The sequence below is a fragment of the Bradyrhizobium sp. P5_C12 genome, assembly GCF_054049735.1.
Genome location: NZ_JBFULU010000060.1, coordinates 13362 through 39696 on the forward strand (window position 1 = coordinate 13362; position 26335 = coordinate 39696).

The window sequence follows — 26335 nt, forward strand, 5'->3', positions numbered from 1 at the left end:
GCGATGAGAAGTCATCGCGATTCAGCTCATCGTTTGCGCATGATCTTTACGGAAAACCGCTGCTCACTTTTCCGGATCATGCGCGCGGGAACCCGCGGGTCAGATCTGCTGCGCGACCTTTTCCAGCCCGATGATGCGGGCGAGCTTGCGCACTTCTTCCTTCTGATCGTCCCGCAACTGGAACAGCAGCGGCATTGCGGCCGACTTCAACTGCTGGACCTCGTCGCAGTTCGGATCGATCGGCACGCCCGGCGCGTTCGGGTTGGAGAGCTTGTTTGCCGAGATCTTGCGAACGACATTGCGCAGCGCGGTCTCGACCGAGGGCCAGTAATATTCCTGCGACGACGACAGCTTCAGGCGATCCCTGATGCCCGCGATCTGGGCTTCGGACAGCAGCGAATAGTTCTTTTGCGGCTGCGGCTTGGCGGCCACTTTCGGCTTGGCGGCGGCTTCAGCGGCGGGAGCCTCGTTGACGCTCGCCCTTGGCAACGGGAAATCGGACGGCGTTGCGGCGGCAAAGGCCTGGCGCAGCGGCTCGGTCAAGACGGGCGCCTGCGCAAGCTTGTCGGCGGGCACTTGCACCGGCTCGATCGCGGCCGAGGCCAGCGCCAGCGTCGGAATCAGCCGGTCGGCCTTGGCGGCACGGTTGGTTGCGAGCGGCTTCGGCGGCGGCGGCTCCGTGATCATCTCCGCGCTGACGCTGGGCACGCTGTCGCGGCCGAGAATGGCGGTGGTGGCGGCGCCAAGGACGAGGAAGCAGGTCAGCACGACGATGGTGATGGTTTTGGACAAACGTCTCTCCGCGCCCAGCTTCAAGTCCACGTGATCACTGCCCGGAAACTGGGCGAGAATTAAGGCCTAAGCGTGCCATCGCGGCGGAATCGCTCGGACTACGGCGACACCGTCGGAAAAATTCAACGAAATCAAGCGGCTAGCGCCAGGTCGTAGGCATCCTGGATGTCGGCGACGATCTCGGAGGCTTCCCAGACCGCGCGCGGCTCGACCGATTGCAGCGTCACCGTCCAGTTGCCGCCCCGGCGGGTGCGCGGGACGCTGACGATGTCGAAGCGCACATTGCGGCACAGCGGATGGCGGGCCAGCGCATGGGCCACGCGGACGCGGATTTCGTCCAGCGAAGCTGCCGTTTTGGAGTTGAGAAAATCGAAGTCCATCGCCTGTCCCTCTCGGTCCTGATTGGCGGCCGTGAGGGGGATTCTTGGCGGGCGATGGTTAATCCGCCGTTAAGTGCGGCGGGGCGGAGGCATGCGGGATTAACTGCGGCGGTGTGCGTTTCGGGCTCACGCGGTCGCAGGCACGGCCGGCGCCGGCAGCCGCAACGGGCGGCGGAAGATTGCCCGCAGGCGAACAATGTTGGTCGCGGTGGTGGTTGTGCCAGAGCACCCGCGTCGCGCGAAAAGCCGGCGCATGTCAGCGGTTCCAGCCCGGGGTTCTACGGGGTCGTTGTGACTCCGAAACAACAACGCGCCACGGAGTGCACGGGCCCGTTGCCCGCGCAATTGCGGGCGAATCCACGAATCAACTAGACCGCTGATGGGGCTGGGAAGCGGAGTGTCAGATGAGAGTCGCTTCCTTGGAAAGTGCGTTGGCTGCGATCACGTTGATCACGGCTATTATAGTCCTGCTGTGGGAGATCAAGATCGTCTACGGCAGTTGAACTGGCAGGACGCTGGCGTCGAACAAGAGGCCTCCGGACAAGAAGAGGTTCGCGACCAGGGCATCCCTTCCGCGGCGGCGGAAGTCTGCCATTCAAGTAGCTCTTGCAAGTAGCTCCTGGAGTGACCGCGCTGTAAGCCGTCACGCTCACCGCTTCTCGATCACGAGACTCTGCACCGCCCGACCGAAATAGCCTTGCCTGTCCGCAAGCCGCGACATCGCGAGCCCGGTGCCGTCGGGCCCGATCCAGGATTCGCCGTCGAGCAGGATCCACTCGCCGACCGGCTGGCGCGACAAGCTCACGGTGAGGTCGGCGTTGATGTAGGTCCAGGCGCGGAAGTCGAGCGTCGAGGCAGTGCCGTTGGAGAAATCGGCAGCGACCACCGCGCGCATCGCCTGCGAGATCGTTTCGCCCTCGATCAGGGGATGGTCGACGCGAAACCAGACCGCACCGGCGCCGGCCTGGCCGAAGCGGCCGCGCGCGGCACGCATCGAGACGAAGCGCACGAACGGGCTGGTGGCGGCGTGCCCGTCCTCGACAAGGGAGTCCTCGGGAGCAGGCAAGTCGACCGGCAGTTGCTTGACGTCGTCGGGCAGCGTCAGCGCCTGGCGCTTGATCTTGAGCACGGTCGCGCCGACGACCTGGACGCCGTCGGCCAGAAGCTTCACTTCGCAAAGCTGGATCTTGCGGCCCTCGCGCAAGACCTCGGTGGCGATGGTGAGCGGCGCCACCGGCACCGGGCGCATCAGGTCAATGGTGACGCGGGCGATATCCATCGCGACCGGCGTCGGAATGCGTTCGGCCGCCCACGTCACCAGCGACGCCGGCGCGGAGCCGTGCTGCATGCGCCGGTCCCACGGACCCGCGGCATCCGGGCTGGTGACGACGCTGTTGCCGTCGACGCGGTAGATGGCGGTCATCGTTTCTCCGTGGTGCACATTCGGAGTTCAGCAAAAGGTGTCGTCCCGGCGAAGGCCGGGACCCATACCCACAGGGCGTAGTGTGGCGCGAGATAGGTAGCCACGAGTCTTCGCAGAATTACGTCCGGTGGCTATGGGTCCCGGCCTACGCCGGGACGACGCTGAGATATGGCGCGCCAAACGGACATCACAGCGGCGGATCGATCGCCTCGTCGTATTCCTTCTTGAAGCGCGCGATCAGCTCGGCTGCGGGCATGACCTTCTCCACGCTGCCGATGCCCTGCCCTGAGCCCCAGATCTCCTTCCAGGCCTTCGGCTTGGCGCGCTCGCCGGAGGCGTCGGTGCCGAAATTCATCTTGGAGGGATCCGACGTCGGCAGGTTTTCCGGATCCATGCCGGCGGCGAGGATCGACGGCTTCAGATAGTTGCCGTGCACGCCGGTGAAAAGATTGGAATAGACGATGTCGTCGGCCGTCGCGCCCGCGATCATCTCCTTGTACTTCTCGACCGCATTGGCTTCCTTGGTGGCGATGAAGGCGGAGCCGATATAGGCGAAGTCGGCGCCGAGTACGCGTGCGGCGCGGATCGCCTTGCCGTTGCCGATCGCACCCGACAGCGCGATCGGGCCGTCAAACCACTTTCGCGTTTCCGCGACGAAAGCCAGCGGCGAGATCGTGCCGGCATGGCCGCCGGCGCCGGCCGCGACCAGGATGAGGCCGTCGGCGCCCTTCTCGATCGCCTTGTGCGCGAATTTCTGGTTGATCACGTCGTGGAAGACGATGCCGCCCCAGCCGTGCACGGCCTGATTGAGCTCCTCGCGTGCGCCGAGCGAGGAGATGATCATCGGCACCTTGTACTTGGCGCAGAGCTGCATGTCGTGGTCGAGCCGGTTGTTCGACTTGTGCACGATCTGGTTGACCGCGAACGGCGCCGACGGCTTGTCGGGATGCGCGCGGTCATAGGCCGCGAGCTCTTCGGTGATCCGCGCCAGCCACTCGTCGAGCAGCTCCGGCGGACGCGCGTTCAGCGACGGAAACGAGCCGACCACCCCCGCCTTGCACTGCGCGATCACGAGATCGGGCACCGAGATGATGAAGAGCGGCGAGCCGATCACCGGGATCGACAGGCGCCCCTTGAACAAGGCAGGCATGGACATCGCGAAACGATCCTTTGTTGGCAGGCCAATCGAAAGCTTTGGAGCCATACCAACAAGGCAATCTTTCCACTGTCAAGTATTGCGTTTTGACGCCGGGGCGGATGCGGCTACCGCAATTCCAACGCGCGGAATTCCTCTTCCGTCATTCCGGGGCGACGCGCAGCGTCGAGCCCGGAATCCATCGGGCCTCAGCGTGAATGGCAAAATGGATTCCGGGTTCGCGCTTCGCGCGCCCCGGAATGACGGGAGGAGAGACCGAGTTTACGCAATCAGATCCGGATTGATCAGCCGCTCGAACGAGAACATCTCGTCCCACTTCTCCTGCGTGAGCAATTTCCGCTCGACCACAACGATCTGGTGCAGCGACTTGCCGCTCTTGTAGCCCTCGCGGGCGATCTCGGCGCATTGCTTGTAGCCGAGCAGCGGCTTCAGCACCGTGACGATACCAAGAGAATTCAGCACCATGTTGCGGGTGTGCTCTTCGTTGGCGGTGATGCCGACGACGCAGTTCTCGCGCAGGCTGTTGACCGCACGCTCCATGGTGCGGATCGAGAAGAACAGCGCGAATGAGATCACCGGCTCCATCACGTTGAGCTGGAGCTGGCCGGCAGAGGCCGCCAGCGTCACCGTGGTGTCGAGCCCGATGACCAGGAAGCTGGTCTGGTTGACGACCTCGGGGATGACCGGATTGACCTTGCCCGGCATGATCGAGGAGCCCGGCTGGAGCTGCGGCAGGTTGATCTCGTTGAAGCCGGCGCGCGGGCCGGAGGCGAGCAGGCGGATGTCGTTGCAGATTTTTGTCAGCTTGCTCGCGGTGCGCTTCAGCACGCCGGAGAGCTGCACATAGGCGCCGGTATCGGAGGTCGCCTCCACGAGGTCGCCGGCGAGGACAAAATCGACACCGGTGAGCGCGCTCAAATGCCGGACCGCGAGCTTGGGATAGCCGTGCGCCGCGGTGACGGAGGTGCCGATCGCGGTCGCGCCGAGATTGATCTCGCGCAGCAGCGCGCGGGCTTCCGAGATGCGGTCGACCTCCTCGCCGATCGTGGTGCCCCAGCCGCGGAATTCGGCCCCCAGCGACATCGGCACGGCGTCCTGCAAATGGGTGCGGCCCATCTTCAGCACGCGCTCGAACTCCCGGCCCTTGGCGAAGAACGCCTCCTGGAGCTGCCGCAGCGCGGTCATGTAGCTCTCGAGCCGCAGGATCAGCGCCAGCCGGAACGCGGTCGGATAGGTGTCGTTGGTCGACTGGCCGTAGTTCACGTGATCGTTGGGGCTGACATGCTGGTAATCGCCCTTCTTGAAGCCAAGCGATTCCAGCGCGAGATTGGCGATCACCTCGTTGGCATTCATGTTGGTGGAGGTGCCGGCGCCGCCCTGGATGAAGTCGGTGACGAACTGATCCATCATGTCGCCGGCGATGACGCGATCGCAGCCGAGGATGATCGCGTCGGCGACCTTGGCGTCGACCGCACCGAGGTCGCGATTGGCCATGGCGGCGGCCTTCTTGACGTAACCGAGCGCCTTCACGAAGTAAGGCTCCTGGTTCATCGGAATGCCGGTGATGTGGAAGTTCTCCTTCCCGCGGATGGTCTGGACGCCGTAGTAGATGTCGTCGGCGATCTCACGCTGTCCGAGGAAGTCCTGCTCCGTGCGGCTCATGGGCACTCCTTGTTGCTCGCGCGCAGGTCATCGCATCAGTTCTGGCACAGCGCGCTGGTGACGAACGTATCGGTGCGGCAGTCGTCGGGCTTGCGGGCCCGGCCCGGGATCAGCACCTTGGCCGAGCATTTTTCGGCGGAGTCGGCGTTCAGGCTCTTGCCTTCCCTGTAGCCCTTGCTCTGGCAGAGCTGGTCGGCGGCCTGCTTGCAGTCCGGTGCGCCGTTTTGCGAGGCCGGGCAAGCGACGCGGCCCGAGATCATGGTGGATGGCTTCGCCAGGCGCGACAGGTCGTTCATGGTCTCGCTCGGGCTTTTGATCGGCGGCAGGATCGAGGGCAGCTTGTCGAACAGCTTGCCCATTTCGTTGATCAGCCCGGGATTCTCCTCGCGCGCGGGCGGCGCCTGTGGAGCGGGTGTCGATGGCGACGGCGCGGCCTGCGGGCCCTGCTCCTGCAGGCCGAGCGCCGGCGGCGTGGATTGCGGCCATCCGGACCCGCCGGCGCCGAGCAAGAGCAACAGTGCTGCTGAAGTCAGCGTCCCCAGCCGCAGGGCCGGATTGCCGGATCGAACCATCATGACGGCAACCGTAGCCGAAGCCGGCGCGGAGGCAAAGCGAGCGTTACTGATAGAACATGATCTCCGTGCAAACGCGTTCCGCGTTTGTCGCGATGGATGCTAGATCAGCTTGATCGCGACCACGAAGCCGAGCACCAGCACCGCGGCGCCGATCGCCACCCACAATCCGAGATGCTTCTCGATCCTGACCCGGATCCAGTCGCCATAGCGGTTGAGCAGGATCGCCACGATAAAGAAACGTCCGCCGCGCGCCACGATCGAGCACAGGATGAACAGCCCGATATTGTAGCCGGCAAAGCCGGACGTGATGGTGACGAGCTTGTAGGGGATCGGCGTCAGGCCCTTGAGCAGGATGATCACCGCGCCCCATTCGGCATAGGAGGCGCGGAAGGCCTCGACCTTGTCGCCGAGGCCATAGACCTGGATCAGCCAATGGCCGACCGAGTCGAACAGCAGCGCGCCGATGGCGTAGCCCAGGAGACCGCCCACCACCGAGGTCGCGGTGCAGACCGCGGCGTAGAGCCAGGCGCGCTGCGGGCGCGCCAGTGACATCGGAATCAGCATCACGTCCGGAGGGACGGGAAAGAAGGAGCTTTCTGCGAAAGCCACGGCACCCATGATCCAGAGCGCGTAGGGCTTGTGGGCGGCGTCGATGCACCAGTCGTAGATACGTTTCAGCATGGCGCCGCGATGAAGCACCATGGGACGGATTTGTCCATCGCGAGTTTTGGGCGAATTGTGACGTTTTAAAAGCATGATCCGGCCCCGAAGGGCTGCGTTGGCGCAAACTGTGCCGCGGTTTTCCCTCGCGACAAACGCGGAACGCGTTCGCGCGGAGGTCATGCTCAGACAATCACCAGAAGCGCGATGACGATTTTTCCCGATCCCATCGCGCTTTAATGGCGCTTGCGCGCCACGCGCCCCTCGAGCGCGACAATTGGCCGCCGGGCGGCAACGCGCGGTGACGCGACTTTAGGCAGCTTCATCGGCGATTTCGGCAGTTTCTCGGCAATGCCGAGCATGTCTTCACGCCGTGCCATCTCGCGCCAGACATCCTCGGGGCGGACGCCGGCCGAGGCCCAGAGCACGGTGAGATTATAGAGCAGATCGGCGCTCTCCCGGATCACGGCCTCGCTATCGCCGTTGACCGCGTCGATCACGACTTCGATGGCCTCTTCGGCCAGCTTCTTCGCCATTTTGGAGGGGCCGCGCTGAAACAGCCGGGCCGTGCGCGATGTAGCCGGATCAAGGTCTCTGGCCGCGAGCACAGCCAGATATAGCCGCTCAAGCGAATCACTCATGGTACTCAAAACTACTCTAAACCAATGGCGAGCGCGTTAACGCCCGACGATAAAAGCAAATAACAGGCCGGCGCGGCAACCGCGGCGGCCTGTTGTGGTCAACCCTTGGTAGCCAAAGCTAGTAGCAGTTCGTGTAGTAGCCCTGGCCACAGAGCTCGGACGGAGCGGTGCCGCCGTAGCGCTGGTACTGATAGTTCGGACCCGGACCGTAATAGGGGCCGCCGCCGTAGTAGGTCGGGCCGCTGTAATAGACGGGACCGCCGCCATAATAGCCCGGACCGTAGTCATAGGCGTAGGCGTCGCGGGTTGCAGCGATCGCAAGCCCGGTGCCGATGATGCCGGCAAAGGCTGCGGCAGCCGCCGCGCCGCCGCCACCACCATGCCAGTGGCGGCCTCCCGCGTATGAGGCGGTCGGGGCCATTGCGGTCAGCGCCAGCACCGCAGCGGTAGCAAGGACGGCCTTGCGGCCGGCGAATTTCGCAAATCGGTCAAACATGTCTCGGACCCTCCTTGGGACCTCCAATGGTGCCTGTGGACAGGCTCATGTCTTTCAAACACCCGCGGCCCATGTTGGGTTCCTCAACCCCAACACAAGATGAACAGGGTTGCGTGATCATGACGCAACCGCCGCTCATCCGCCGTTCATGTTGGCGCGGACAGACTGGCCGCCTGCCGGCGCTGCGAGCGTCACGAAACCACAACAATGCGGGACCGGCGCGACTGATGTCTGGATTCAAGACGATCGCCTTGCGCTGCGTGCTGGCTCTTTCGATCTCGCTTGCCGCGCTGACAGCCCGCGCCGTCGATGCGGCGGAGACCGCTGCGCCCTCCGTTGCGATCCATTTCACCTTCGATCGCCCGGTCGACGCAAGCATGGCGCCGTTTTTCGTCGCCGCGAAGGACGGCAGCTACGCCGCCGAGCGTCTCAACGTGTCCTTCAACAATGCGGCCGGATCGCCGGAGGCACTCGCACGCGTCGCCAAAGGCGACAGCGAACTCGCGCTCGTCGACATCAACGAGCTGATCCGTTTTCGCGACAAGGCCGATGCAGCGCCGGTCAAGGCGGTGTTCGTGCTGTTCAACCGCGCGCCGTATGCGATCGTCGCACGCAGGAGCCGCGGCGTTCATCTCCTGCCCGATCTCGACGGCAAGACCGTCGGCGTTGCCGACGGCGATCTGTCGATGCGGCTGTGGCCGGCACTGGCGCAGCAGAACGGCATTAACCCCGAGCGTGTGAAATTCCACAAGATGAGCGCGGCGGTGCGCGAGCCGATCCTCTCCGCGGGACAGGTCGATGCGGTCGCCGGCTTCAGCTATCTCTCGGCGGTGAACCTGCGCGACCGCGGCGTGCCCGGAGGCGATCTCGTCGTGCTGCGCTATGCCGACTATGGCTGCGAGGCCTATGGCTTCGCCGTGGTGGCCAATCCCGCGTTCGCCGTGGCGAAGCCGGAGGCGGTGAAGGGATTTGTCCGCGCCCTGATCGCCGGCATCAACGCGACCCTCAAGGAGCCGCCGCGGGCGGCGGACGAGGCCGCAAGCCGCATCGACGATGGCGACCGCGATCTGGAGCTGGAACGCCTGCGCACGGTGCTGATCGACAACATCGTGACCGACGAGGCTCGCCGCAACGGCCTCGGCGGCGTCGATCCGGTCCGCCTGGAGCGCTCGATCGACCAGATCGCGCAGGATTTCAAATTCCGCAAGAAGCCGGTGGCGGGCGATATCTTCGACGACCGGTTCCTGCCGCCTGTCGAAAGCCGGCTGATCAAGTGAGCAAAACTGACAGCTTCCGCTGTATCTCGCGGGCGATCCCAGATTAGAATATGGGCTCACCTCGTTCTATCCGCCCGAGTTCCTCGCCCGCATGTCCATTTTCAGCCTCTACACCCGTGTTCTCGAGCTGCTCGGCAAGGAGGCGCGGCTGGGTTGGCTGCTGGCGTTTGCCAATCTCCTGCTTGCCGCCTCGCAATTCGCCGAGCCCGTGCTGTTCGGCCGGATCGTCGACGTGCTCTCCGGCAAGACGGTGGCCGGATCGAGTTCGGCCTGGCCGTACCTCATGGCCTGGGTCGCGTTCGGGCTGTTCACGATCGCCTGCAGCGCGCTTGTCGCGCTGCAAGCCGACCGACTCTCCCACCGCCAGCGCCAGGCGGTGCTGACCGACTATTTCGAGCACATTCTGCAACTGCCGCTGACCTTCCACTCCGGCACCCATTCCGGCCGACTGATGAAGGTGATGCTCAACGGCACCGACGCGCTGTGGCGGCTATGGCTCGGTTTCTTCCGCGAGCATTTTGCCGCGATCCTGTCGGTCGTGGTGCTGCTGCCGCTGTCGCTCTATCTGAACTGGCGGCTGGCGATCCTGCTGTTCGTGCTCTGCATCGTCTTCACCGCGCTCACGACCTTCGTGGTGCGAAGGACCTTCGGCATGCAGATGGCGGTGGAGGAGCACTACAGCGAACTCTCCGCGCGCGCCTCCGACGCGCTCGGCAATGTCGCGCTGGTGCAGAGCTTTGTGCGCGTCGAATCCGAGGTCAAGGGCTTGCGCTCCGTCGCCGACCAGCTGCTCGCGGCGCAGATGCCGGTGCTGTCGTGGTGGGCGCTGGTCACCGTCATCACGCGGGCTTCCACCACCATCACGGTGCTGGCGATCTTCACCTTCGGCATCGCGCTGCACGACCAGGGGCTCACCACCGTCGGCGAGATCGTGATGTTCGTGAGCTTTGCGACGCTTCTGATCCAGAAGCTCGAGCAGGTCGTGAGCTTCATCAACAACGTGTTCATGGAAGCGCCGCGCCTGCGCGAATTCTTCAACGTGCTCGATGCGGTGCCCGCGGTGCACGACCGGCCCGACGCCATCGATGCCGGCCGGCTCTCGGGCCTCGTCGAGTTCAACGATGTCACCTTCTCCTATGACGGCAAGCGGCCGGCGGTCGAGGACCTCTCCTTCACCGCGCTGCCGGGACAGACCATCGCGCTGGTCGGCGCGACCGGCGCCGGAAAATCCACCGCGATCGCGCTCCTGCACCGCGCCTTCGATCCGCAGTCCGGCTTCATCAGGATCGACGGCATGGACGTGCGCGGCGTGACGCTGACGTCGCTGCGGCGGAACATCGGCGTCGTGTTCCAGGAGGCGCTGCTGTTCAACCGCTCGATCGCGGAGAATCTGCGCGTCGGCAGGCCGGACGCGACGGAGGCGGAATTGCGCCTCGCGGCCGAGCGCGCCCAGGCGCTCGAATTCATCGAGCGCAGCGGCGGCTTCGAGACCAATGCGGGCGAGCGCGGCCGCATGCTGTCCGGCGGCGAGCGGCAGCGGCTGTCGATTGCGYGGGCGCTGTTGAAAGACCCGCCGATCCTGATCCTCGACGAGGCGACCAGCGCGCTCGATGCCGTCACCGAGGCCAAGCTGAATGCCGCTCTCGACGAAGTGATGAGGGGCCGCACCACTTTCGTGATCGCCCACCGCCTGTCCACCATCCGCAATGCCACGCGGATACTGGTGTTCGAGAATGGGCGCGTGATCGAAAGCGGAACTTTCGATGAACTCGTGGCCAAAGGCGGCCATTTTGCCGAGCTCGCCAAGGCGCAGTTCATGGTGCAGGAGCACGCACGGGCCAGCGTGACGGCGGCCGAGGCCGCTGCCTCGGCGGTCAAGTCCCGGTAGGACCGTCGAAATTCGGCCTATTTCATCGCTGAATACCGCTCTGAACCCCTGTTCTCGGCGAACGAGCCGGTATAGGTTTGCATCGCCGCAAGCGGCGGCGCCGAATTTCAAACCCGAAACTCAGATCACGAGGACCGCCCGGAACCGGCGGATCTCCCAGGACCGGAATCGGATAGTGCACGTCTTTCGCCCGCTGCTTCGCCACTCCCTGCTGAATCTTTTCGCCGCGGCCATCGCATTGGCTGCGCTGCTTGCGCCGCGCGCGGCAAGCGCCGAGGCGCTGCTGCTGATCGAAGCCGACAGCGGCAAGGTGTTGCAGGCGGATAACGCGACCATTCCCTGGTATCCCGCTTCCGTCACCAAGATCATGACCGCCTATGTGACGCTGAAGGCGGTCAAGGACGGCAGGCTCACGCTCGACACGCTGCTCACGGTGTCGCCGACGGCGGCCTCGCAGTCGCCCTCGAAAATGGGTTTCCGGCCGGGCACCCAGCTCACCGTCGACAACGCGCTGAAGATGATGATGGTCAAGTCGGCGAACGACATGGCCGTGGTGCTCGCCGAAGGCGTCGGCGGCTCGATCGACGGCTTCTCCGCGATGATGAACGACACCGCGAAGAAGCTCGGCATGACGCAGACGAGCTACGTCAATCCCAACGGCCTGCCTGCCGACGGCCAGATCACGTCAGCGCGGGATCTCGGAATTCTGGCACGCTCGTTCCTGCGCGACCTGCCGGAATACGAGTATTTCGTGCACATCCCGGCGATCCGCTTCGGCAAGCGCGTGACCGGGAATTTCAACAAGCTGATCGGCCGCTATCCCGGCGCCGACGGTTTCAAGACCGGCTTCATCTGCGCCTCCGGCTACAACCTCGTGGCGTCCGCCACGCGCAACGGCCGGCGGCTGATCGCGGTGGTGCTCGGCGCGAACTCCGGCACCGCGCGCGCGGTGAAGGCGGCGCAGCTCCTGGAGCGCGGCTTCAGCCAGGACAATCTGTCGTGGCTGCGTCCCTCGCTCGGCACCGTCGAAAACCTCGTGCCGGTCGACGCCTCGCCGCCGAACCTGCGCGAGGACATGTGCGGCGGCCACCGCAAGCGGCCGGCCAGCGACGACGACGACGCGCTGATCGCAACCAATGGCGGCACGGCCGGATCGGCCTCCGCCACCGGCGGCGAAGCCCAGGTGACCTTCTTCACCGCCGGGCTGCAGCCGCCCTTGATGAAGGCCTCCGAGCTGATGGCCTCGGCCGCGGCCTCCGCCGAGCCGGTGCTGGTCTATACCGGCCCGACCCGCACCGGCACCGCCCTGATCGCGGCGGTCGCCGCCGATGCCGACCAGCAGGTGACGGCAAAGCCGCGTGGCAAGAAGTCGCGCGTGGCCAAGAAGCCTGACGCGGCCGACAAGCCCAAGGATGCTGGCAAGGACGCGGGCAAGGACACGAGCAAGGATGCCAAGACGGCGGCGGCGAAGCCGGTTGCCAAGCCCGACACCAAGAGCGCGGTCAAGCCGGCTGGAACCAGGCATGCGGCGGCCAAGCCCGCGGAGAAGCCCGCTGCAAGCAGCGATCAGGCGGCGAAGCCCGCCAAGCCCAAGGCTGCGACCAAGCCCGCCGCCAAGCCGCCCAACAACAGTTAACGGCGCCTCGAGGCGCGACCGCGCCCGCCCTTCGCAACTGCGGCAGCGCGGTTTGCGACGATTCCAGTAGCCACTTCCCGGCCTTTGCCATAATCCTCGGCGGCTTGCCACCTGTTCCGGCAGGTTCGATACTGGCAGCAACGAGGCAAGCCCGAGACACAACGGGCTCTAAAAGAGAGGGGAGTTTCCATGGAGCGCATCTGGCTCAAGCAATATCCGCCCGGCGTGCCTGCTGACATCGAGCCGACCCAATATGCATCGCTGGTCGACCTGCTGGAGGAGAGCTTCGCCAAGTTCGCCGACCGCAAGGCGTTCATCTGCATGGACAAGTCGATCAGCTATCGCGACCTCGATCAGATGTCGCTGGCGCTGGCCGCTTACCTGCAAGGCCGAGGCCTGCAACGCGGCGCCCGCGTCGCGATCATGATGCCGAACGTGCTGCAATATCCGGTAGCGACCGCCGCCGTGCTGCGCGCCGGTTTTGCGGTCGTCAACGTCAACCCGCTCTACACCCCGCGCGAGCTCGAGCATCAGCTCAAGGATTCCGGCGCCGAAGCCGTCATCGTGCTGGAGAATTTCGCCCACACCGTCCAGCAGGTGATCGCCAAGACGGCCGTGAAGCACGTCATCGTCGCCAGCATGGGCGACCTGCTCGGCTTCAAGGGCGTGATCGTCAATCTCGTCGTCCGCCGCGTCAAGAAGATGGTGCCGGCCTGGTCGCTGCCGGGCGCGGTGCCCTTCAACGACGCGCTCTCGGCCGGCCGCGGCATGACGCTCAGCAAGCCGAAGCTGTCGCCCGGCGACGTTGCCTTCCTGCAATATACCGGCGGCACCACCGGCGTCTCCAAGGGCGCCACGCTGCTCCACCGCAACATCGTCGCCAACGTCCTGCAGAACGATGCCTGGCTCCAGCCGGCGCTGGCGCAGCCGCCGCAGATCGACCAGCTCCTGATCGTCTGCGCGCTGCCGCTCTATCACATCTTCGCGCTGACGGCCTGCTACCTGCTCGCGGTGCGCGCCGGCGGCTGCAATCTGCTGATCCCCAATCCGCGCGACATCGCCGGCTTCGTCAAGGAATTGGCGAAGTACCAGGTCAACAGCTTCCCGGCCGTCAACACGCTCTACAACGGGCTGATGCATCATCCCGACTTCAAGAAGCTCGACTTCTCCAAGCTGAAGATCTCCAACGGCGGCGGCATGGCCGTGCAGCGGCCCGTCGCCGAGCAATGGAAGGCGGTGACCGGCTGCTTCATCGCCGAAGGCTACGGCCTGTCTGAGACCTCGCCGACGCTGACCTGCAACCCGGCGACCACGACCGAGTTCTCCGGCTCGATCGGCATTCCCGTGCCCTCGACCTGGATCTCGATCCGCGACGACGACGGCAACGAGGTGCCGCTCGGCCAGCCCGGCGAGATCTGCGCCAAGGGCCCGCAGGTGATGTCGGGCTACTGGAACAGGCCCGAGGAGACCGCCAAGGTGATGACGGCCGACGGCTTCTTCCGCACCGGCGACATCGGCGTGATGGACGAGAAGGGCTACACCAAGATCGTTGACCGCAAGAAGGACATGATCCTGGTCTCCGGCTTCAACGTCTATCCGAACGAGATCGAGGAAGTGATCGCGAGCCATCCGGGCGTGCTCGAATGCGCCGTGATCGGCGTCCCCGACTCCAAGTCTGGCGAGGCGGTGAAGGCTTTCGTGGTGAAGAAGGATCCCAACCTCACCGCCGAGGATGTGATCAAGTTCTGTCACGAACAGCTCACCGGCTACAAGGTGCCCAAGCACATCGAATTCCGCACCGACCTGCCCAAGACCAATGTCGGCAAGATTTTGCGCCGGCAGTTGCGTGACGAGAAGAAGGCGGAGGCGGCCTAGGCACGTCTCAAGGCACGGCTTGGGTTCATGACTGACATCGGCGACATCAGCCCGGCCGGCATTCTCGCCTTCTGGCGCGAGGCCGGCCGCGACGCCTGGTACGAGCGCAACGACGCTTTCGATGCGGAGGTCAGGCGCCGCTTTCTCGCGCTCTGGCAGCAGGCGGCCGCCGGCCGGCTGGCGTCCTGGGAGGAAAGCGACGACGGGGCGCTGGCGCTCGTCATCGTGCTCGACCAGTTTCCGCGCAACATGTTCCGCGGCACGCCCGAGGCCTTTGCCAGCGACGCGCCGGCGCGCGATGTCGCCCGCCGCGCCATCGATCGGGGCGCCGATCGCAGGATCGACCCCGTCCTGCTCGAATTCCTCTATTTGCCCTTCATGCATTCCGAGCACCTGCCGGACCAGTTGCACTGCGTGGCGCTGTTTCAGGACACCGACAATGCCGAGAACCTGAAATACGCCCGGGAGCATGCCGACATCATCCGCCGGTTCGGCCGCTTCCCCCACCGCAACCGCCTCCTCGGCCGCGACACCACGCCGGACGAGCAGGCCTTTCTCGACAATGGCGGCTTTGCCGGCTGATGACATCACGGTGAAAGGCCGCGCGCCTCACCGCTTCTCCCGACGGCAATATTGTGCAGGCCCGCCGCACAGTCTAAAAAGCGGGACCGATTTTCAGGGAGACTGACGATGGCGATCCAGATTGGCGAGAAGCTGCCCGAGGCGAAATTCCGCGTGATGACGGCGGAAGGTCCGCAGGTGAAGACCACCGACGATATCTTCAAGGGCAAGAAGGTGGCGCTGTTCGCGGTGCCCGGCGCCTACACCGGCACCTGCCACAAGATGCATCTGCCGAGCATCTTCCTCAACGCCTACGCCATCAAGGACAAGGGCGTCGACACCATCGCCATCGTCTCCGTCAACGACGCCTTCGTCATGAACGCCTGGAAGCGCGACACCGACCAGCGCGACGAGGCCACCTTCCTCGCCGACGGCAATGCCGATTTCACCAAGGCGATCGGCATGGAGCTCGACGCCTCCGGCAACGGCCTCGGCATCCGCTCCAAGCGCTACTCGATGCTGGTCGAGGACGGCGTAGTGAAGAAGCTGAACCTCGAGGCGATGCCCGGCAAGGTCGAGGTCTCCGGCGGCGATACGCTGCTGGGGCAGCTGTAAGGCGGCCCGGCGCGCTGCCACACTCTCGGTGTCGTCCCGGCGAAGGCCGGGACCCATAACCACAGGGTGGAATTGTCGCGCGAGCTGGCAACCGCGAGTCTTCGCTAAACCCAATCCTGTGGTTATGGATCCCGGCCTTCGCCGGGATGACGGCGGAGAGTGGGCGCGATGCGCCCGCTACTCCGCCACCCGCTGCTGCAATCTTGCCTTCACGATGCCGTCGCGCGCGAGCTGATCGGCGCGTTCGTTCTCGGGGTGGCCGGCGTGGCCCTTGACCCAGTGCCAGCGCACCTCGTGCGCCTTCAGCGCAGCATCGAGGCGCTGCCATAGCTCGACATTCTTCACCGGCTTCTTGTCGGCGGTGCGCCAGCCGTTGCGCTTCCAGCCGTGGATCCAGCCGGTGATGCCCTGCCGCACATACTGGCTGTCGGTGTAGAGATCGACGGTGCACGGCTTCTTCAGCGCTTCGAGCGCGGAGATCGCCGCCATCAACTCCATCTGGTTGTTGGTGGTGTGACGCTCGCCGCCGTTCAGCTCCTTCTCCTTGTCGCCGAACTTCAGGATCGCGCCCCAGCCGCCGGGCCCGGGATTTCCCGAGCAGGCGCCGTCGGTATAGATCGTGACATTGGGACGCTCGCTCACGCGACCAGTCCTGACGGCAGCAGCCCGTAGTCGCGCACGCTGGAGACGCTCTGGTGGAAGCGCAGCTTGCGAAAATATTCCAGCGGATCCTTCGGCTTGACCAGCGCGCCCGGCGGCACGTTGAGCCAGTCGACCAGCCGCGTCAGCAGGAAGCGGATCGCCGCGCCGCGCGCCAGCAGGGGCAGCGCGGCCTCCTCGGCCTCGGTCAGCTTGCGCACGCGGCCATAGGCATTGAGGAAGGCGCGCGCCTTGGTGACGTTGAAGGAGTGATCCGCCTCGAAACACCAGGCGTTGAGGCAGATCGCGATGTCATAGGCCAGCATGTCGTTGCAGGCGAAGGTGAAGTCGATGATGCCCGAGAGCTGGTCGCCGAGGAAGAAGACGTTGTCGTTGAAGAGGTCGGCGTGGATCACGCCCTCGGGCAGATGCTTCGGCCAGACGCCGCTCTCGAGATGATCGAGCTCGGCTTCGAGGAACGCGCGCAGGCCCGGCTGCACCTCGTCGGCACGGTGTGACGCCGCATCGAACAGCGGCCGCCAGCCGGAGACCGAGAGCGCGTTGGCGCGCCTGATCGCGAAGTTGGCGCCGCCCAGATGCATCTTGGCCAGCGCCTCGCCGACGCCGGCGCAATGGCTCGCGTTCGGCTTGCGCGGCCAGACACCTTCGAGAAAGGTGATGATCGCAGCCGGCCGTCCCGACAGCTCGTGCAGCGCCTCGCCGTCCTTCGCCTTCACCGGCAGCGGGCAGTTGATGCCGTGCTCGGCGAGATGCGTCATCAGCGCGAGGAAGTACGGCAGGTCGTTCTTCGCCACGCGCTTCTCGTAGAGCGTGAGGATGAACGAGGCTCGGCCGTTTCCTTGGGTGGTGTGCAGCAGGAAGTTGGAATTCTCGACGCCCTCGGCGATGCCCTTGTAGGAGAGCAACTCGCCGAGATCGTATTGCTTCAGGAAATCCGCAAGCTCGTCGGCGGCAACGTCGGTGTAGACCGCCATAAAAGTCTACTCGGCGGCGGCTTCGGGGCGCACCTGGCGCGGCAACGGGAAGAACTCGTTCTCTTCCGCGGCCGAGACCGTCTCCACATGCAGCGTGAAGCGCTCGGCGAAAGCGTCCATGATCTCCTCGACGATCACTTCCGGTGCCGAGGCGCCCGCGGTGATGCCGAGGCTGGTGATGTTCTCGAACCGCTTCCAGTCGAGGTCGGCGGCGCGCTGCGCCAGCACCGCGATCGGGCAGCCCTCGCGCTCGGCGACCTCGCGCAGGCGCTGCGAGTTCGACGAATTCGGCGCACCGACCACGATCAGCGCGTCGACCACCGGCGCCACCTTCTTCACCGCGAGCTGGCGGTTGGTGGTGGCGTAGCAGATGTCTTCCTTGTGCGGACCGTTGATGTTCGGGAAGCGCTCCTTCAACAACGCCACGATCTCCGCGGTGTCGTCGATCGACAGCGTGGTCTGGGTCACGAAGGCGATGTTGTTCGGATCCTTCGGCGTGATGGTCTTGGCGTCCTCGGCGGTCTCGATCAGGGTCACGGCGCCGACCGGGAGCTGGCCGAGCGTGCCGACCACTTCGGGGTGATGGGAATGGCCGATCAGGAAGATCTCGCGGCCGCGCTTGAAATGGATCGCGGCCTCGCGGTGCACCTTGGTCACCAGCGGGCAGGTCGCGTCCAGCGAGAACAAATTGCGGGACTGGGCGTCGGCCGGAACCGATTTGGGCACGCCATGGGCCGAGAACACCACCGGCGCGGAGGTATTTTCCGGGATTTCGGCGAGCTCCTCGACGAAGATGGCGCCCTTCTTTTTCAACCCGTCGACGACGTATTTGTTGTGCACAATCTCATGGCGAACATAGACGGGGGCGCCGTACTTATCGAGCGCCCGTTCCACGGTGTCGATCGCCCGGACCACCCCGGCGCAGAAGCCGCGGGGAGAACAAAGCACGATCTTGAGGTCTGGTTTGGCTGACATTGAGCGATCTCGGGACCGAATCACCTCGCCAAATGGGCGGGAAGCGGTCGATGGGTGGAATAGGGCTTAGGTACGGGCTTACAGGGAATTGGGCCCCCTTTCGGGCGCTGTCAAGGCACTATCTATAGCAGAACCATTGCGTGGCTAGCCCCTCCGGGCTTATATAGCGCGAATTCCCAGTCATCGCTGATGACCACCGGCTTCGCCTCCAAAGGGGTGGGCGAAGCACAAAGGAGATTTGCCATGAGCAACGCACCTCTGATGCCCAAGGCGACCGCCGTCTGGCTGCTCGACAACACCGCGCTGACCTTCGACCAGGTCGCCGATTTCACCAAGATGCACCCCCTGGAGATCCGGGCGATCGCCGACGGCGACGCCGCCCAGGGCATTAAAGGCATGGACCCCATTTCCAACGGCCAGCTGACCCGCGAGGAGATCGAGAAGGCCGAGAAGAACCCGGATTTCCGGCTCCGCCTCCAGGAGAGCAAGGTGGTGCTGCCGCCCCAGCCCAAGCGCAAGGGCCCGCGTTACACCCCGGTCTCGCGCCGCCATGAGCGCCCGAGCGCCATCCTCTGGCTGCTGCGCAACCATGCCGAGCTGAAGGACGCCCAGATCATGCGCCTGGTCGGCACCACCAAGAGCACGATCGCCAGCGTCCGCGACCGCACCCACTGGAACACGTCGTCGCTGACCCCGATCGATCCCGTGACCCTCGGTCTCTGCTCGCAGATCGAGCTCGATTTCGAGGTGGCGCGCGCGGCCAAGGAAAAGCCGATCGACGCAGCCTATGGCGGCGCGACGCTGCTGCCGGCCTCCGAGACCACCAAGAAGGACGAGTTCGAGCCGGCCGAGAAATCCAGCGACGACCTCAACGTCGACGCCGTCTTCGCCAAGCTGAAGACGCTGGGCGGCAAGAAGCAGGACCAGGAGGAGGAGTAAGGCTCCGCTCTCTGTTCGCCTGTTGAATGCGATCTGAACGCGGCGGGGTGACCTGCCGCGTTTTTGTTGTGCCTCTCCGCTGTTGAGAGGCAGCGCGCTCGCGCCACACCCTCAGTGTCGTCCCGGCGAAGGCCGGGACCCATAACCACAGGGAGTAGTTTGGCGAAGCCTCGCAGTTCGGTACTTCTACCGTCCGCGACCGATGGATTCCGCGGTATGGGTCCCGGCCTTCGCCGGGACGACACGAGAGAAACAGCGCGCGCCTACGGCCGTTCCGGATGGTTCAGCATGTACTCGCCGAGATCGCGCTGGCGGCGGTCGGAGCGGGTGATCGCTGCGTTGCGCTGGACGTCGCGGTCCTTGCGGCAGGCCACGTATTCCGGCGAGCCCTGCGCATAGCCACGGCTCTGGCAGACCGCATCGTCGTCGTCACCGCCCATCGCCACCGGCGTCTGGTAGCGCGCCGAGCAGGCGGAGACAGCGATGGCGAGCAATGCGGCGGCGAGCAGGCGCGGCACGGTGGCGAGTTGCATCAAGGGTCCTTTGTTGGCCGCACTGTTTAGCCCGGAATGAGGAAAATGTAAGTCTAAGCGCCGTCATTCCGGGGCGGTCCGCAGGACCGAACCCGGAATCTCGAGATTCTCAGGTGCGCAATCGCGCACCGTAGCTCGATGCTTCGCATCGCCCCGGAATGACGACGGAAACCTCACACCCTCCCCTTCAGCGCCTCCCCGATCTCGTCCAGCACCTTGGGGTCCTCGATGGTCGCCGGCATGGTCCAGGACTCGCCGTCGGCGATCTTCTTGATGGTGCCGCGCAAGATCTTTCCGGAGCGCGTCTTGGGCAGGCGGCCGACGGTGATCGCGAGCTTGAAGGCGGCGACGGGGCCGAGCCTGTCGCGCACCAATGCGACGATCTCCTTCTCGATCTCGGCGGGTGCGCGCTTCACGCCGGCCTTGAGCACCAGGAAGCCGCAGGGCACCTCGCCCTTGATGGCATCCTTGACGCCGAGCACGGCGCATTCGGCGACATCCGGATGCGAGGCCAGGATCTCCTCCATGCCGCCGGTCGACAGCCGGTGGCCGGCGACGTTGATGATGTCGTCGGTGCGGCCCATGACGAAGACGTAGCCGTCCTCGTCCTTGTAGCCGGCGTCGGAGGTCTTGTAGTAGCCGGGGAATTCGGTGAGGTAGGCCTCCTTGAAGCGCGCATCCTGATTCCACAGCGTCGGCAGGCAGCCCGGCGGCATCGGCAGCTTGATGACGATCGAGCCCATCGTGTTGGGACCGACGGGCTTTGCCGCTTCGTCGACCACGTCGACCTGGTAGCCCGGCATCGGCACCGTCGGCGAGCCGTGCTTCACCGGCAGCATGCCCAAGCCCACCGGATTGCCGGCGATGCACCAGCCGGTCTCGGTCTGCCACCAATGGTCGATCACAGGCACCTTCAACTGCTGCTCCGCCCATTCCACCGTCGGCGGATCGGCGCGCTCGCCGGCGAGGAACAGCGTGCGGAATGTCGAGAGGTCGTATTGCCGGATGAACTTGCCGTCCGGATCCTCCTTCCGGATCGCCCGGAACGCGGTCGGCGCGGTGAACAGCGCCACCGCCTTGTGCTCGGCGATGACCCGCCAGAACGCGCCGGCGTCGGGCGTGCCGACCGGCTTGCCCTCATACATGATCGACGTCGCGCCATGCAGCAGCGGCCCGTAGACGATGTAGCTGTGGCCGACCACCCAGCCGATGTCGGAGCCGCACCACCAGACCTCGCCGGGCTTGACGCCGTAAAGGTTGAACATCGACCATTTCACCGCGACGAGATGGCCGCCATTGTCGCGCACGACGCCCTTCGGGATGCCCGTCGTGCCCGACGTATAGAGGATGTAGAGCGGATCGGTCGCGGCCACCGGCACGCAAGCGGCCTTCTTGCCGTCGTTCATCGCCTTGCGGCGCAGGCTGGCCCAGTCGTAATCGCGGCCGGGCGTCAGGTCACAGGTGAGCTGCGGACGTTGCAGCACGATGCAGGCCTTCGGCTTGCTGCCGGCAAGCCTGATCGCCTCGTCGAGCAGCGGCTTGTACTGCACGATGCGGCCGGGCTCGACGCCGCAACTCGCCGACAGGATCAGCTTCGGCTGCGCATCGTCGATGCGGGTGGCGAGCTCCTTGGCGGCAAAGCCGCCGAACACCACGGAGTGCACCGCGCCGATGCGCGCGCAGGCGAGCATCGCGACCACGGCCTCCGGCACCATCGGCATATAGAGGATGACGCGATCGCCCTTGGCGACGCCGAAATCCTGCATGATGGCGGCGAGCGCCTGCACCTCGCCCAGCAGTTCGCCATAGGTGAATTTGGTGACCGAGCCCGTCAGCGGCGAATCATGGATCAGCGCGACCTGGTCGGCGCGGCCGCGTTCGACGTGGCGGTCGAGCGCGTTGTAGCAGGTGTTGACGACGCCGCCGCTGAACCAGCGGCCGTAGACGCCCTGCGAGGGATCGAAGATCTTTTTCGGCGGCTCGATCCAGTCGATCTCCTTGGCCGCCTCGGCCCAAAAGCTTGCAGGATCGGCCAGCGAGCGCGCATGGACCTCGTGATAACGACTCGTTCCCCGGACATTCATGCAAGCGCTCCCGTTCCCTTTATTTGTCCGGCTTTGACCTGACGACAGGACAGAAGTCCCGCCATGACCAGGATCAAGGGCCAGCCTTGTTTGCGGGGTATTTTCCCGGGAACGGGCTGCGGTTCAAGCTGAAAAGGGTGGTGCCTTTCGGCGGAGGACGCTGCTGCCGCGCGGGCGGTGCGCTCCCTCGCCCCGCCTGCGGGGAGAGGGTTGGGGTGAGGGGGAGTCTCCGCGGGGACGGTGAGAGTTCGACCCGCGGGGACTCCCCCTCACCTGGAATCCGCGCTTCGCGCGCATTCCGGCCCCTCCCCGCAAGCGGGGAGAGGCGAAGAAACCAGCCTAGCTCTCCATCGCATTCAACCGCTGCAACCGCTCCTGCATGACCTTCCTCAGATCGTAGCCGGGACGGCCGAAGCTCGCGTTGCGGAGGCTGAGAAAATCGCGCTGGGTGCGGCGGAGCTCGCCGGCCGAGCGGGCGCGGGCGGATTTCAGCACGCGTTCATAGGTCTCGGCGATCTGGCGGTCGAGCACCCCTAACTGCGGGTCGGCGCAGATCACCTTCTCGACCTCGCGCTTCGCGGTCGCGCAATCGAACGACGGGCCGTTGCCGGTGCCCGCATTCAGCGGGCGCGGCGGCTCGGCGCCGAATTTCGCGATCTCCGCGATCATGGTGCGGCGGCCGGCGGAGGCGTTGTCATTGCCGGGATCGAGCCGCAGCGCGGTCTCATAGTCGGCCAGCGCCTTCTTGCGCTCGCCCATCTTCTTGTAGAGCACGGCGCGGTTGTTGTAGGTCTGCGCGAAATTCGGATCGAGCTTCAGCGCGGCCTCGTAGTCGCTGAGCGCCGCACCGAGCTCGCCCTTGAGCTGGTAGGAATCGCCGCGGTTGGTGAAAAAATTCGGCCGTGGCGCCAGTCGCAGCGCCTGGTCGTAGTCGGCGATCGCCTTGTCGTACTCGCCCATCGCGGCCAGCGACAGGCCGCGATTGTCGTAATATTCCGGCACCTTGGGATCGAGCCTGATCGCCTCGCCATCGTCGGCGACCGACTTGTCGAGCTGGCCGAGCTTCTTGTAGGCGGCGCCGCGATTGGTGTAGCTGCGCGGCCGGTTGGGGTCGAGCCGCAGCGCCTCGCTGAGATCGCGGACCGCCTTCTCGTTGTCGCCGCCGAGATAATAGGTCGCGCCGCGATCGGACCAGGCCTGGGCATAGTCCGGCTTCAACTTGATCGCCTGGTCGTAATCGGCCAGCGCGCGGTCGAGCCGGCGCTGATTGGTGTAGACGACGCCGCGCAGCTCATAGGCTTCGGCATCCTGCGGATCGAGCTCGATCGCCTTGCTGAGGTCGGCCGCGGCGCGGCCGAGATCGCCGCCGGCCTCGCGCAGCAGGTCGCCGCGCAGGCGCCAGGCACGTGCATTCTTGCCGTCGAGCGCGATGGCGCGGTCTATATCCCGGAGGGCTTGCGTGAGGCCGCCGGATGTCCGCGCATTGGCGTCGGCGCGCACCAGCAGCGCCGCGGCGCGGTCGGAATTCGGATTGGTGGCTTGATCGATGATGGCGCTGCACGCCGGGATCAGCTCGGCGGGCTCGGCCTTGCTGCCCATCACGCAATCGACGCCAGCCGAGGCCGGCGCGGCAAGGACAAGACTTATCGCCGCGCTGAGCAGCAAAGCGCGAAGCGAGGTTTTGGCAAACGGGAAGGTTTGCGCGGAAGGACGCGTACCGCACATGGCATAAGGCTCCGTGACGTCAGGTTTTCACCATTGTCGCGGGGAGCGAGGATCGGGTTCAAATCGGGCCTAGCGGGGGGCGCACCGGCGCCTGCTCTCCCTCGCCCCGCCTGCGGGGAGAGGGTGGGGTGAGGGGGAGTCTCCGCGGGGACGGCAGCAGTCGGACTCGCGGAGACTCCCGCTCACCCGGAATTTGCTCTCGCAAATTCCGGCCTCTCCCCGCATCCGCCTTCGCTAAAGCTTCGGCGGACAAGCGCGGGGAGAGGCGAAGACCGCCTCAATACCCATCCACCCCGTTGATCCGCTGCAAGCGCTCCTGCATCGCCTTCTTCAGATCATATCCCGGCCGGCCGAATTCGGCATTCCGGCGGGCGATGAAATCATCCTGCGCACGCTGAAGCGCCTTGGCCTCCCCGGCATTGCGGGCTTCGCGCAGCACGCGCGCGTTGGCGGCAAAAACCTCGCGGTCGAGATCGGCGAGCTCGCGGTTGGCGCAGATCGCCTTCTCCACCGCGCGGCGCGCGCTCCTGCAATTGAAGCTCGGCTTGCCGGCGACCGCCATCTGCGCCCCGATCCGCTCGAGCTCGCGCGCCATCGCCTTGTGATTGGCCTTGGCCTTCTCGTGGTTCGGATCGATCTTCAGCGCCGCGCCAAAGTCCTGCACGGCCCTGGGGCGGTCACCCTTCTTCAGCCAGAGCTCGCCGCGCGCGTTGAAGATGTCGGCGAGCGTGGGGTCGAGCTGCAATGCCCGGCTATCGTCGGCGATCGCGCGATCGACCTGGTCATGTCGCGCGAACAGCGCGCCGCGCGCGATCAGCGCCTTGATCAGGTCGGGCTTCGCCGTCTTCTCGTTGTCGATCACGGCGGTGCAGGCCGCGGCCGCCTTGTCCATGTCATCGGCCGCGCTCGCCGCGAGGCACGGCGCGACGTCGACCTGCGGGACCGCGACGGGCTCGCCGCCGGTCGCCGCATGGGCGGCACCGAGCGCGAGCACGCAGAGCAGCGCGGCACCAGGAAATTGCATCAGGACGGAAGAACGCATGGTTGTTGCAGTCGGGAGCTCTTGCTTTGTAGCCACACTATCCATCATACGGCCGGATTGATGCTAGCTTATGGCGTCGCTCAAATCTGGTTTCGGGGATCGTCGTGTCGACATTCGAATGGATCATCGCGCTGCTGCTCGGCGCCGTTGCATTATCGGCGCTGGCGCGGCGGATCAAGGTCCCCTACCCGACCTTTCTCGCCATCGGCGGCGCGCTGGTCGCCTTCGTGCCTAACAGCCCGTCCTGGACGCTCGAACCCGACCTGGCATTGGCGCTTTTTGTCGCACCGGTGCTGCTGGACGCCGCCTTCGACACCTCGCTGCGCGACCTCCGCAACAACTGGGTTCCAGTCTCGACCCTGGTCGTGGCGGCCGTCGGCATGACCACAGCCGGCGTCGCGCTGGTCGCGCATTGGTTGATGCCGGACATGCCGTGGGCGGCTGCGGTTGCGCTCGGTGCGATCGTGGCGCCGCCGGACGCCGCGGCTGCGGTCGCGATCCTGAGCCAAGTGAAATTGCCCTACCGCATGGTGAAGGTGCTGGAAGGCGAAAGCCTGCTCAATGATGCGACTGCGCTGCTGATCTATCGCATCGCGGTCGGCGCGGTCGCGATGGAGCATCTGAAATGGAGCGAGGTCGCGCCGACGATCGCGCTGGGGCTGGTCGGCAGCGTCCTCGCCGGACTTCTGGCGGCCCGCATCATCCCGCTGTTCCTGCAGCGGGTGACCGAGGTGCCGAGTGCGATCATCGTGCAGTTTGCCACCACCTTCATGGTCTGGATCGCCGCCGAGCATCTCGGCCTCTCCGGCATCCTCACCATCGTCGTCTACGCCATCACCATGGCGCGCACGGCGCCGGCCAGCATGCCGGCACGGCTGCGGGTGCCGTCCTATGCGGTGTGGGAGACGACGGTGTTCGTGCTCAACGTGCTCGCCTTCATGCTGATCGGCATGCAGATGCGGCCGATCTGGACGCGGCTCGATCAGGAGGTGCGCTGGGAATATTGCGTGGCGGCGGCCTGGATCCTGCTCACGGTGGTGCTGGTGCGGCTCGCCTGGGTGACGTTCTACCGCACGACGTTGCGCGTGCTGATCGCGCACGACATCTATCATCCGAAGGATCCGAAGCAGGTGGCTTCGCCCAAGGGCGGCCTCATCATCTCCTGGTGCGGCATGCGCGGCCTCGTCACGCTCGCCACCGCCTTTGCCTTGCCGGAAAACTTTCCCTATCGCGACTTCATCGTCTTCATCGCGTTCGCGGTCGTGCTGGGATCGCTGGTGATCCAGGGCCTGACGCTGCGGCCGCTCATCCTGGCGTTCGGCCTCAAGGACGACGATCCCGTCGGCGTCGAGGTCGCGCGCGCCCGCGCGGTCGCCTATCGCGCGGCGCTCGATGCGATCGAGGACGATCCGTCGGAAGAGGCGGAGATCCTGCGGCTCGAATATCGCGCCATCCTGATGCAGGCGGACGACGACCCGCACGGCGGCATCACCAACGGCGAATTGCCCGCCGACCCCCTGCGCCGCCGCGCCATCGAAGCCGCACGCAAATCGATCTTCGACCTCCGCGCCACCGAAGTGATCGGCGACGACGCGTTTCACCGGGTCGAGGGAGAGCTCGATCGCGCAGAATTGAGCGCGGGGGGATAATCTTCTCGTCCCGGCGAAGGCCGGGACCCATACCGCGGAATCCATCCGTTACGGATGGTGCCAGTCCCGAACGCCCAGTCTTCGCCAAACACACGCCTGTGGTTATGGGTCCCGGCC

The 26335-nt window shown here is 65.5% G+C and carries 24 protein-coding genes; 8 read left to right on the forward strand and 16 right to left on the reverse strand.

What is annotated here, in order from left to right; genetic code table 11:
- Positions 1-99: 99 nt before the first annotated feature.
- The 9 genes from ACXJMY_RS33340 to ACXJMY_RS33380 form a co-directional block, all read right to left on the reverse strand.
- The gene (locus ACXJMY_RS33340) at positions 100-792 is read right to left on the reverse strand and encodes a hypothetical protein (protein ID WP_456623594.1); all 693 of its coding nucleotides are present in this window, start codon (positions 790-792) and stop codon (positions 100-102) included.
- A 131-nt stretch (positions 793-923) separates the two neighbouring features.
- On the reverse strand, positions 924-1172 hold the full coding sequence (locus tag ACXJMY_RS33345; protein ID WP_092186600.1) for a hypothetical protein: 249 nt from the start codon (positions 1170-1172) through the stop codon (positions 924-926).
- Between the two features lie 649 nt (positions 1173-1821).
- Positions 1822-2595, reverse strand: a complete 774-nt coding sequence (locus tag ACXJMY_RS33350; RefSeq protein WP_456623595.1) for a thioesterase family protein — start codon at positions 2593-2595, stop codon at positions 1822-1824.
- 187 nt (positions 2596-2782) lie between these two features.
- Positions 2783-3751: an NAD(P)H-dependent flavin oxidoreductase gene (locus ACXJMY_RS33355; protein ID WP_456623596.1), complete on the reverse strand. Its 969-nt coding sequence runs from the start codon at positions 3749-3751 to the stop codon at positions 2783-2785.
- A gap of 261 nt (positions 3752-4012) precedes the next feature.
- Positions 4013-5413 (reverse strand): aspartate ammonia-lyase, encoded by a 1401-nt coding sequence (locus tag ACXJMY_RS33360; RefSeq protein WP_456623597.1) that lies wholly within the window; start codon positions 5411-5413, stop codon positions 4013-4015.
- A 35-nt stretch (positions 5414-5448) separates the two neighbouring features.
- Entirely contained in the window at positions 5449-5988 is a 540-nt protein-coding gene (locus tag ACXJMY_RS33365; RefSeq protein ID WP_456623598.1) for a hypothetical protein, read from the reverse strand.
- A gap of 99 nt (positions 5989-6087) precedes the next feature.
- The gene (locus ACXJMY_RS33370; RefSeq protein WP_456623599.1) at positions 6088-6690 is read right to left on the reverse strand and encodes a YqaA family protein; all 603 of its coding nucleotides are present in this window, start codon (positions 6688-6690) and stop codon (positions 6088-6090) included.
- A 194-nt stretch (positions 6691-6884) separates the two neighbouring features.
- Positions 6885-7289 (reverse strand): phosphoribosyl-ATP diphosphatase, encoded by a 405-nt coding sequence (hisE, locus tag ACXJMY_RS33375; RefSeq protein ID WP_456623600.1) that lies wholly within the window; start codon positions 7287-7289, stop codon positions 6885-6887.
- A gap of 118 nt (positions 7290-7407) precedes the next feature.
- Complete coding sequence (locus tag ACXJMY_RS33380; protein ID WP_456623601.1) at positions 7408-7785, reverse strand: hypothetical protein; 378 nt, start codon at positions 7783-7785, stop codon at positions 7408-7410.
- A gap of 227 nt (positions 7786-8012) precedes the next feature.
- Here ACXJMY_RS33380 and ACXJMY_RS33385 point away from each other — a divergent pair, with 227 nt between their 5' ends.
- The 6 genes from ACXJMY_RS33385 to ACXJMY_RS33410 all read left to right on the forward strand — a co-directional run bounded on the left by ACXJMY_RS33385 (position 8013) and on the right by ACXJMY_RS33410 (position 15637).
- On the forward strand, positions 8013-9062 hold the full coding sequence (locus ACXJMY_RS33385) for an ABC transporter substrate-binding protein (protein WP_456623602.1): 1050 nt from the start codon (positions 8013-8015) through the stop codon (positions 9060-9062).
- A gap of 91 nt (positions 9063-9153) precedes the next feature.
- Positions 9154-10950 carry a glucan ABC transporter ATP-binding protein/ permease gene (locus tag ACXJMY_RS33390; RefSeq protein WP_456623603.1) on the forward strand — a complete coding sequence of 599 codons (1797 nt, stop codon included), beginning with the start codon at positions 9154-9156 and terminating at the stop codon, positions 10948-10950.
- Positions 10951-11125: 175 nt separating this feature from the next.
- Positions 11126-12586: a D-alanyl-D-alanine carboxypeptidase family protein gene (locus tag ACXJMY_RS33395; RefSeq protein WP_456623604.1), complete on the forward strand. Its 1461-nt coding sequence runs from the start codon at positions 11126-11128 to the stop codon at positions 12584-12586.
- A gap of 189 nt (positions 12587-12775) precedes the next feature.
- The gene (locus ACXJMY_RS33400) at positions 12776-14461 is read left to right on the forward strand and encodes a long-chain-fatty-acid--CoA ligase (protein ID WP_456623605.1); all 1686 of its coding nucleotides are present in this window, start codon (positions 12776-12778) and stop codon (positions 14459-14461) included.
- 27 nt (positions 14462-14488) lie between these two features.
- Positions 14489-15043, forward strand: coding sequence for a DUF924 family protein (locus ACXJMY_RS33405; RefSeq protein WP_456623606.1), 555 nt, complete (start codon positions 14489-14491; stop codon positions 15041-15043).
- Between the two features lie 108 nt (positions 15044-15151).
- Positions 15152-15637, forward strand: a complete 486-nt coding sequence (locus ACXJMY_RS33410; protein WP_456623607.1) for a redoxin family protein — start codon at positions 15152-15154, stop codon at positions 15635-15637.
- A 177-nt stretch (positions 15638-15814) separates the two neighbouring features.
- Here the strand turns inward: ACXJMY_RS33410 and rnhA are convergent, their stop codons facing one another.
- Genes rnhA through ispH form a run of 3 tightly spaced genes read right to left on the reverse strand, consistent with a single transcriptional unit; the run spans position 15815 to position 18246 of the window.
- Entirely contained in the window at positions 15815-16279 is a 465-nt protein-coding gene (gene rnhA / locus ACXJMY_RS33415; RefSeq protein ID WP_456623608.1) for a ribonuclease HI, read from the reverse strand.
- The gene (locus ACXJMY_RS33420) at positions 16276-17271 is read right to left on the reverse strand and encodes a homoserine kinase (protein WP_456623609.1); all 996 of its coding nucleotides are present in this window, start codon (positions 17269-17271) and stop codon (positions 16276-16278) included. The genes rnhA and ACXJMY_RS33420 overlap by 4 nt, the downstream gene beginning before the upstream one ends.
- 6 nt (positions 17272-17277) lie before the next feature.
- Complete coding sequence (gene ispH / locus ACXJMY_RS33425; protein ID WP_456623610.1) at positions 17278-18246, reverse strand: 4-hydroxy-3-methylbut-2-enyl diphosphate reductase; 969 nt, start codon at positions 18244-18246, stop codon at positions 17278-17280.
- A gap of 243 nt (positions 18247-18489) precedes the next feature.
- Between ispH and ACXJMY_RS33430 the strand changes: the two genes are divergently transcribed.
- Complete coding sequence (locus ACXJMY_RS33430) at positions 18490-19185, forward strand: DUF1013 domain-containing protein (RefSeq protein WP_456623611.1); 696 nt, start codon at positions 18490-18492, stop codon at positions 19183-19185.
- A gap of 263 nt (positions 19186-19448) precedes the next feature.
- Here the strand turns inward: ACXJMY_RS33430 and ACXJMY_RS33435 are convergent, their stop codons facing one another.
- The 4 genes from ACXJMY_RS33435 to ACXJMY_RS33450 form a co-directional block, all read right to left on the reverse strand.
- Positions 19449-19718 (reverse strand): hypothetical protein, encoded by a 270-nt coding sequence (locus tag ACXJMY_RS33435; protein ID WP_456623612.1) that lies wholly within the window; start codon positions 19716-19718, stop codon positions 19449-19451.
- A 173-nt stretch (positions 19719-19891) separates the two neighbouring features.
- Positions 19892-21802, reverse strand: a complete 1911-nt coding sequence (locus ACXJMY_RS33440; RefSeq protein ID WP_456623613.1) for a propionyl-CoA synthetase — start codon at positions 21800-21802, stop codon at positions 19892-19894.
- A 339-nt stretch (positions 21803-22141) separates the two neighbouring features.
- Entirely contained in the window at positions 22142-23527 is a 1386-nt protein-coding gene (locus ACXJMY_RS33445) for a tetratricopeptide repeat protein (RefSeq protein ID WP_456623614.1), read from the reverse strand.
- Between the two features lie 277 nt (positions 23528-23804).
- Positions 23805-24569: a hypothetical protein gene (locus ACXJMY_RS33450; protein ID WP_456623615.1), complete on the reverse strand. Its 765-nt coding sequence runs from the start codon at positions 24567-24569 to the stop codon at positions 23805-23807.
- 104 nt (positions 24570-24673) lie between these two features.
- Here ACXJMY_RS33450 and ACXJMY_RS33455 point away from each other — a divergent pair, with 104 nt between their 5' ends.
- Complete coding sequence (locus ACXJMY_RS33455) at positions 24674-26218, forward strand: cation:proton antiporter (RefSeq protein ID WP_456623616.1); 1545 nt, start codon at positions 24674-24676, stop codon at positions 26216-26218.
- Positions 26219-26335 lie beyond the last annotated feature (117 nt).

Bases quoted from the DNA above. Each gene is read 5' to 3' on its own strand.
- ACXJMY_RS33345 (WP_092186600.1), bottom strand. From the start codon at position 1,172: ATGGACTTCGATTTTCTCAACTCCAAAACGGCAGCTTCGCTGGACGAA.
- ACXJMY_RS33360 (WP_456623597.1), bottom strand. From the start codon at position 5,413: ATGAGCCGCACGGAGCAGGACTTCCTCGGACAGCGTGAGATCGCCGAC.
- ACXJMY_RS33400 (WP_456623605.1), top strand. From the start codon at position 12,776: ATGGAGCGCATCTGGCTCAAGCAATATCCGCCCGGCGTGCCTGCTGAC.
- ACXJMY_RS33380 (WP_456623601.1), bottom strand. From the start codon at position 7,785: ATGTTTGACCGATTTGCGAAATTCGCCGGCCGCAAGGCCGTCCTTGCT.
- ACXJMY_RS33445 (WP_456623614.1), bottom strand. From the start codon at position 23,527: ATGTGCGGTACGCGTCCTTCCGCGCAAACCTTCCCGTTTGCCAAAACC.
- ACXJMY_RS33440 (WP_456623613.1), bottom strand. From the start codon at position 21,802: ATGAATGTCCGGGGAACGAGTCGTTATCACGAGGTCCATGCGCGCTCG.
- ACXJMY_RS33410 (WP_456623607.1), top strand. From the start codon at position 15,152: ATGGCGATCCAGATTGGCGAGAAGCTGCCCGAGGCGAAATTCCGCGTG.
- ispH (WP_456623610.1), bottom strand. From the start codon at position 18,246: ATGTCAGCCAAACCAGACCTCAAGATCGTGCTTTGTTCTCCCCGCGGC.
- ACXJMY_RS33365 (WP_456623598.1), bottom strand. From the start codon at position 5,988: ATGATGGTTCGATCCGGCAATCCGGCCCTGCGGCTGGGGACGCTGACT.
- ACXJMY_RS33420 (WP_456623609.1), bottom strand. From the start codon at position 17,271: ATGGCGGTCTACACCGACGTTGCCGCCGACGAGCTTGCGGATTTCCTG.
- ACXJMY_RS33370 (WP_456623599.1), bottom strand. From the start codon at position 6,690: ATGGTGCTTCATCGCGGCGCCATGCTGAAACGTATCTACGACTGGTGC.
- ACXJMY_RS33450 (WP_456623615.1), bottom strand. From the start codon at position 24,569: ATGCGTTCTTCCGTCCTGATGCAATTTCCTGGTGCCGCGCTGCTCTGC.
- ACXJMY_RS33430 (WP_456623611.1), top strand. From the start codon at position 18,490: ATGAGCAACGCACCTCTGATGCCCAAGGCGACCGCCGTCTGGCTGCTC.
- ACXJMY_RS33385 (WP_456623602.1), top strand. From the start codon at position 8,013: ATGTCTGGATTCAAGACGATCGCCTTGCGCTGCGTGCTGGCTCTTTCG.
- hisE (WP_456623600.1), bottom strand. From the start codon at position 7,289: ATGAGTGATTCGCTTGAGCGGCTATATCTGGCTGTGCTCGCGGCCAGA.
- ACXJMY_RS33405 (WP_456623606.1), top strand. From the start codon at position 14,489: ATGACTGACATCGGCGACATCAGCCCGGCCGGCATTCTCGCCTTCTGG.
- ACXJMY_RS33355 (WP_456623596.1), bottom strand. From the start codon at position 3,751: ATGTCCATGCCTGCCTTGTTCAAGGGGCGCCTGTCGATCCCGGTGATC.
- ACXJMY_RS33435 (WP_456623612.1), bottom strand. From the start codon at position 19,718: ATGCAACTCGCCACCGTGCCGCGCCTGCTCGCCGCCGCATTGCTCGCC.
- ACXJMY_RS33350 (WP_456623595.1), bottom strand. From the start codon at position 2,595: ATGACCGCCATCTACCGCGTCGACGGCAACAGCGTCGTCACCAGCCCG.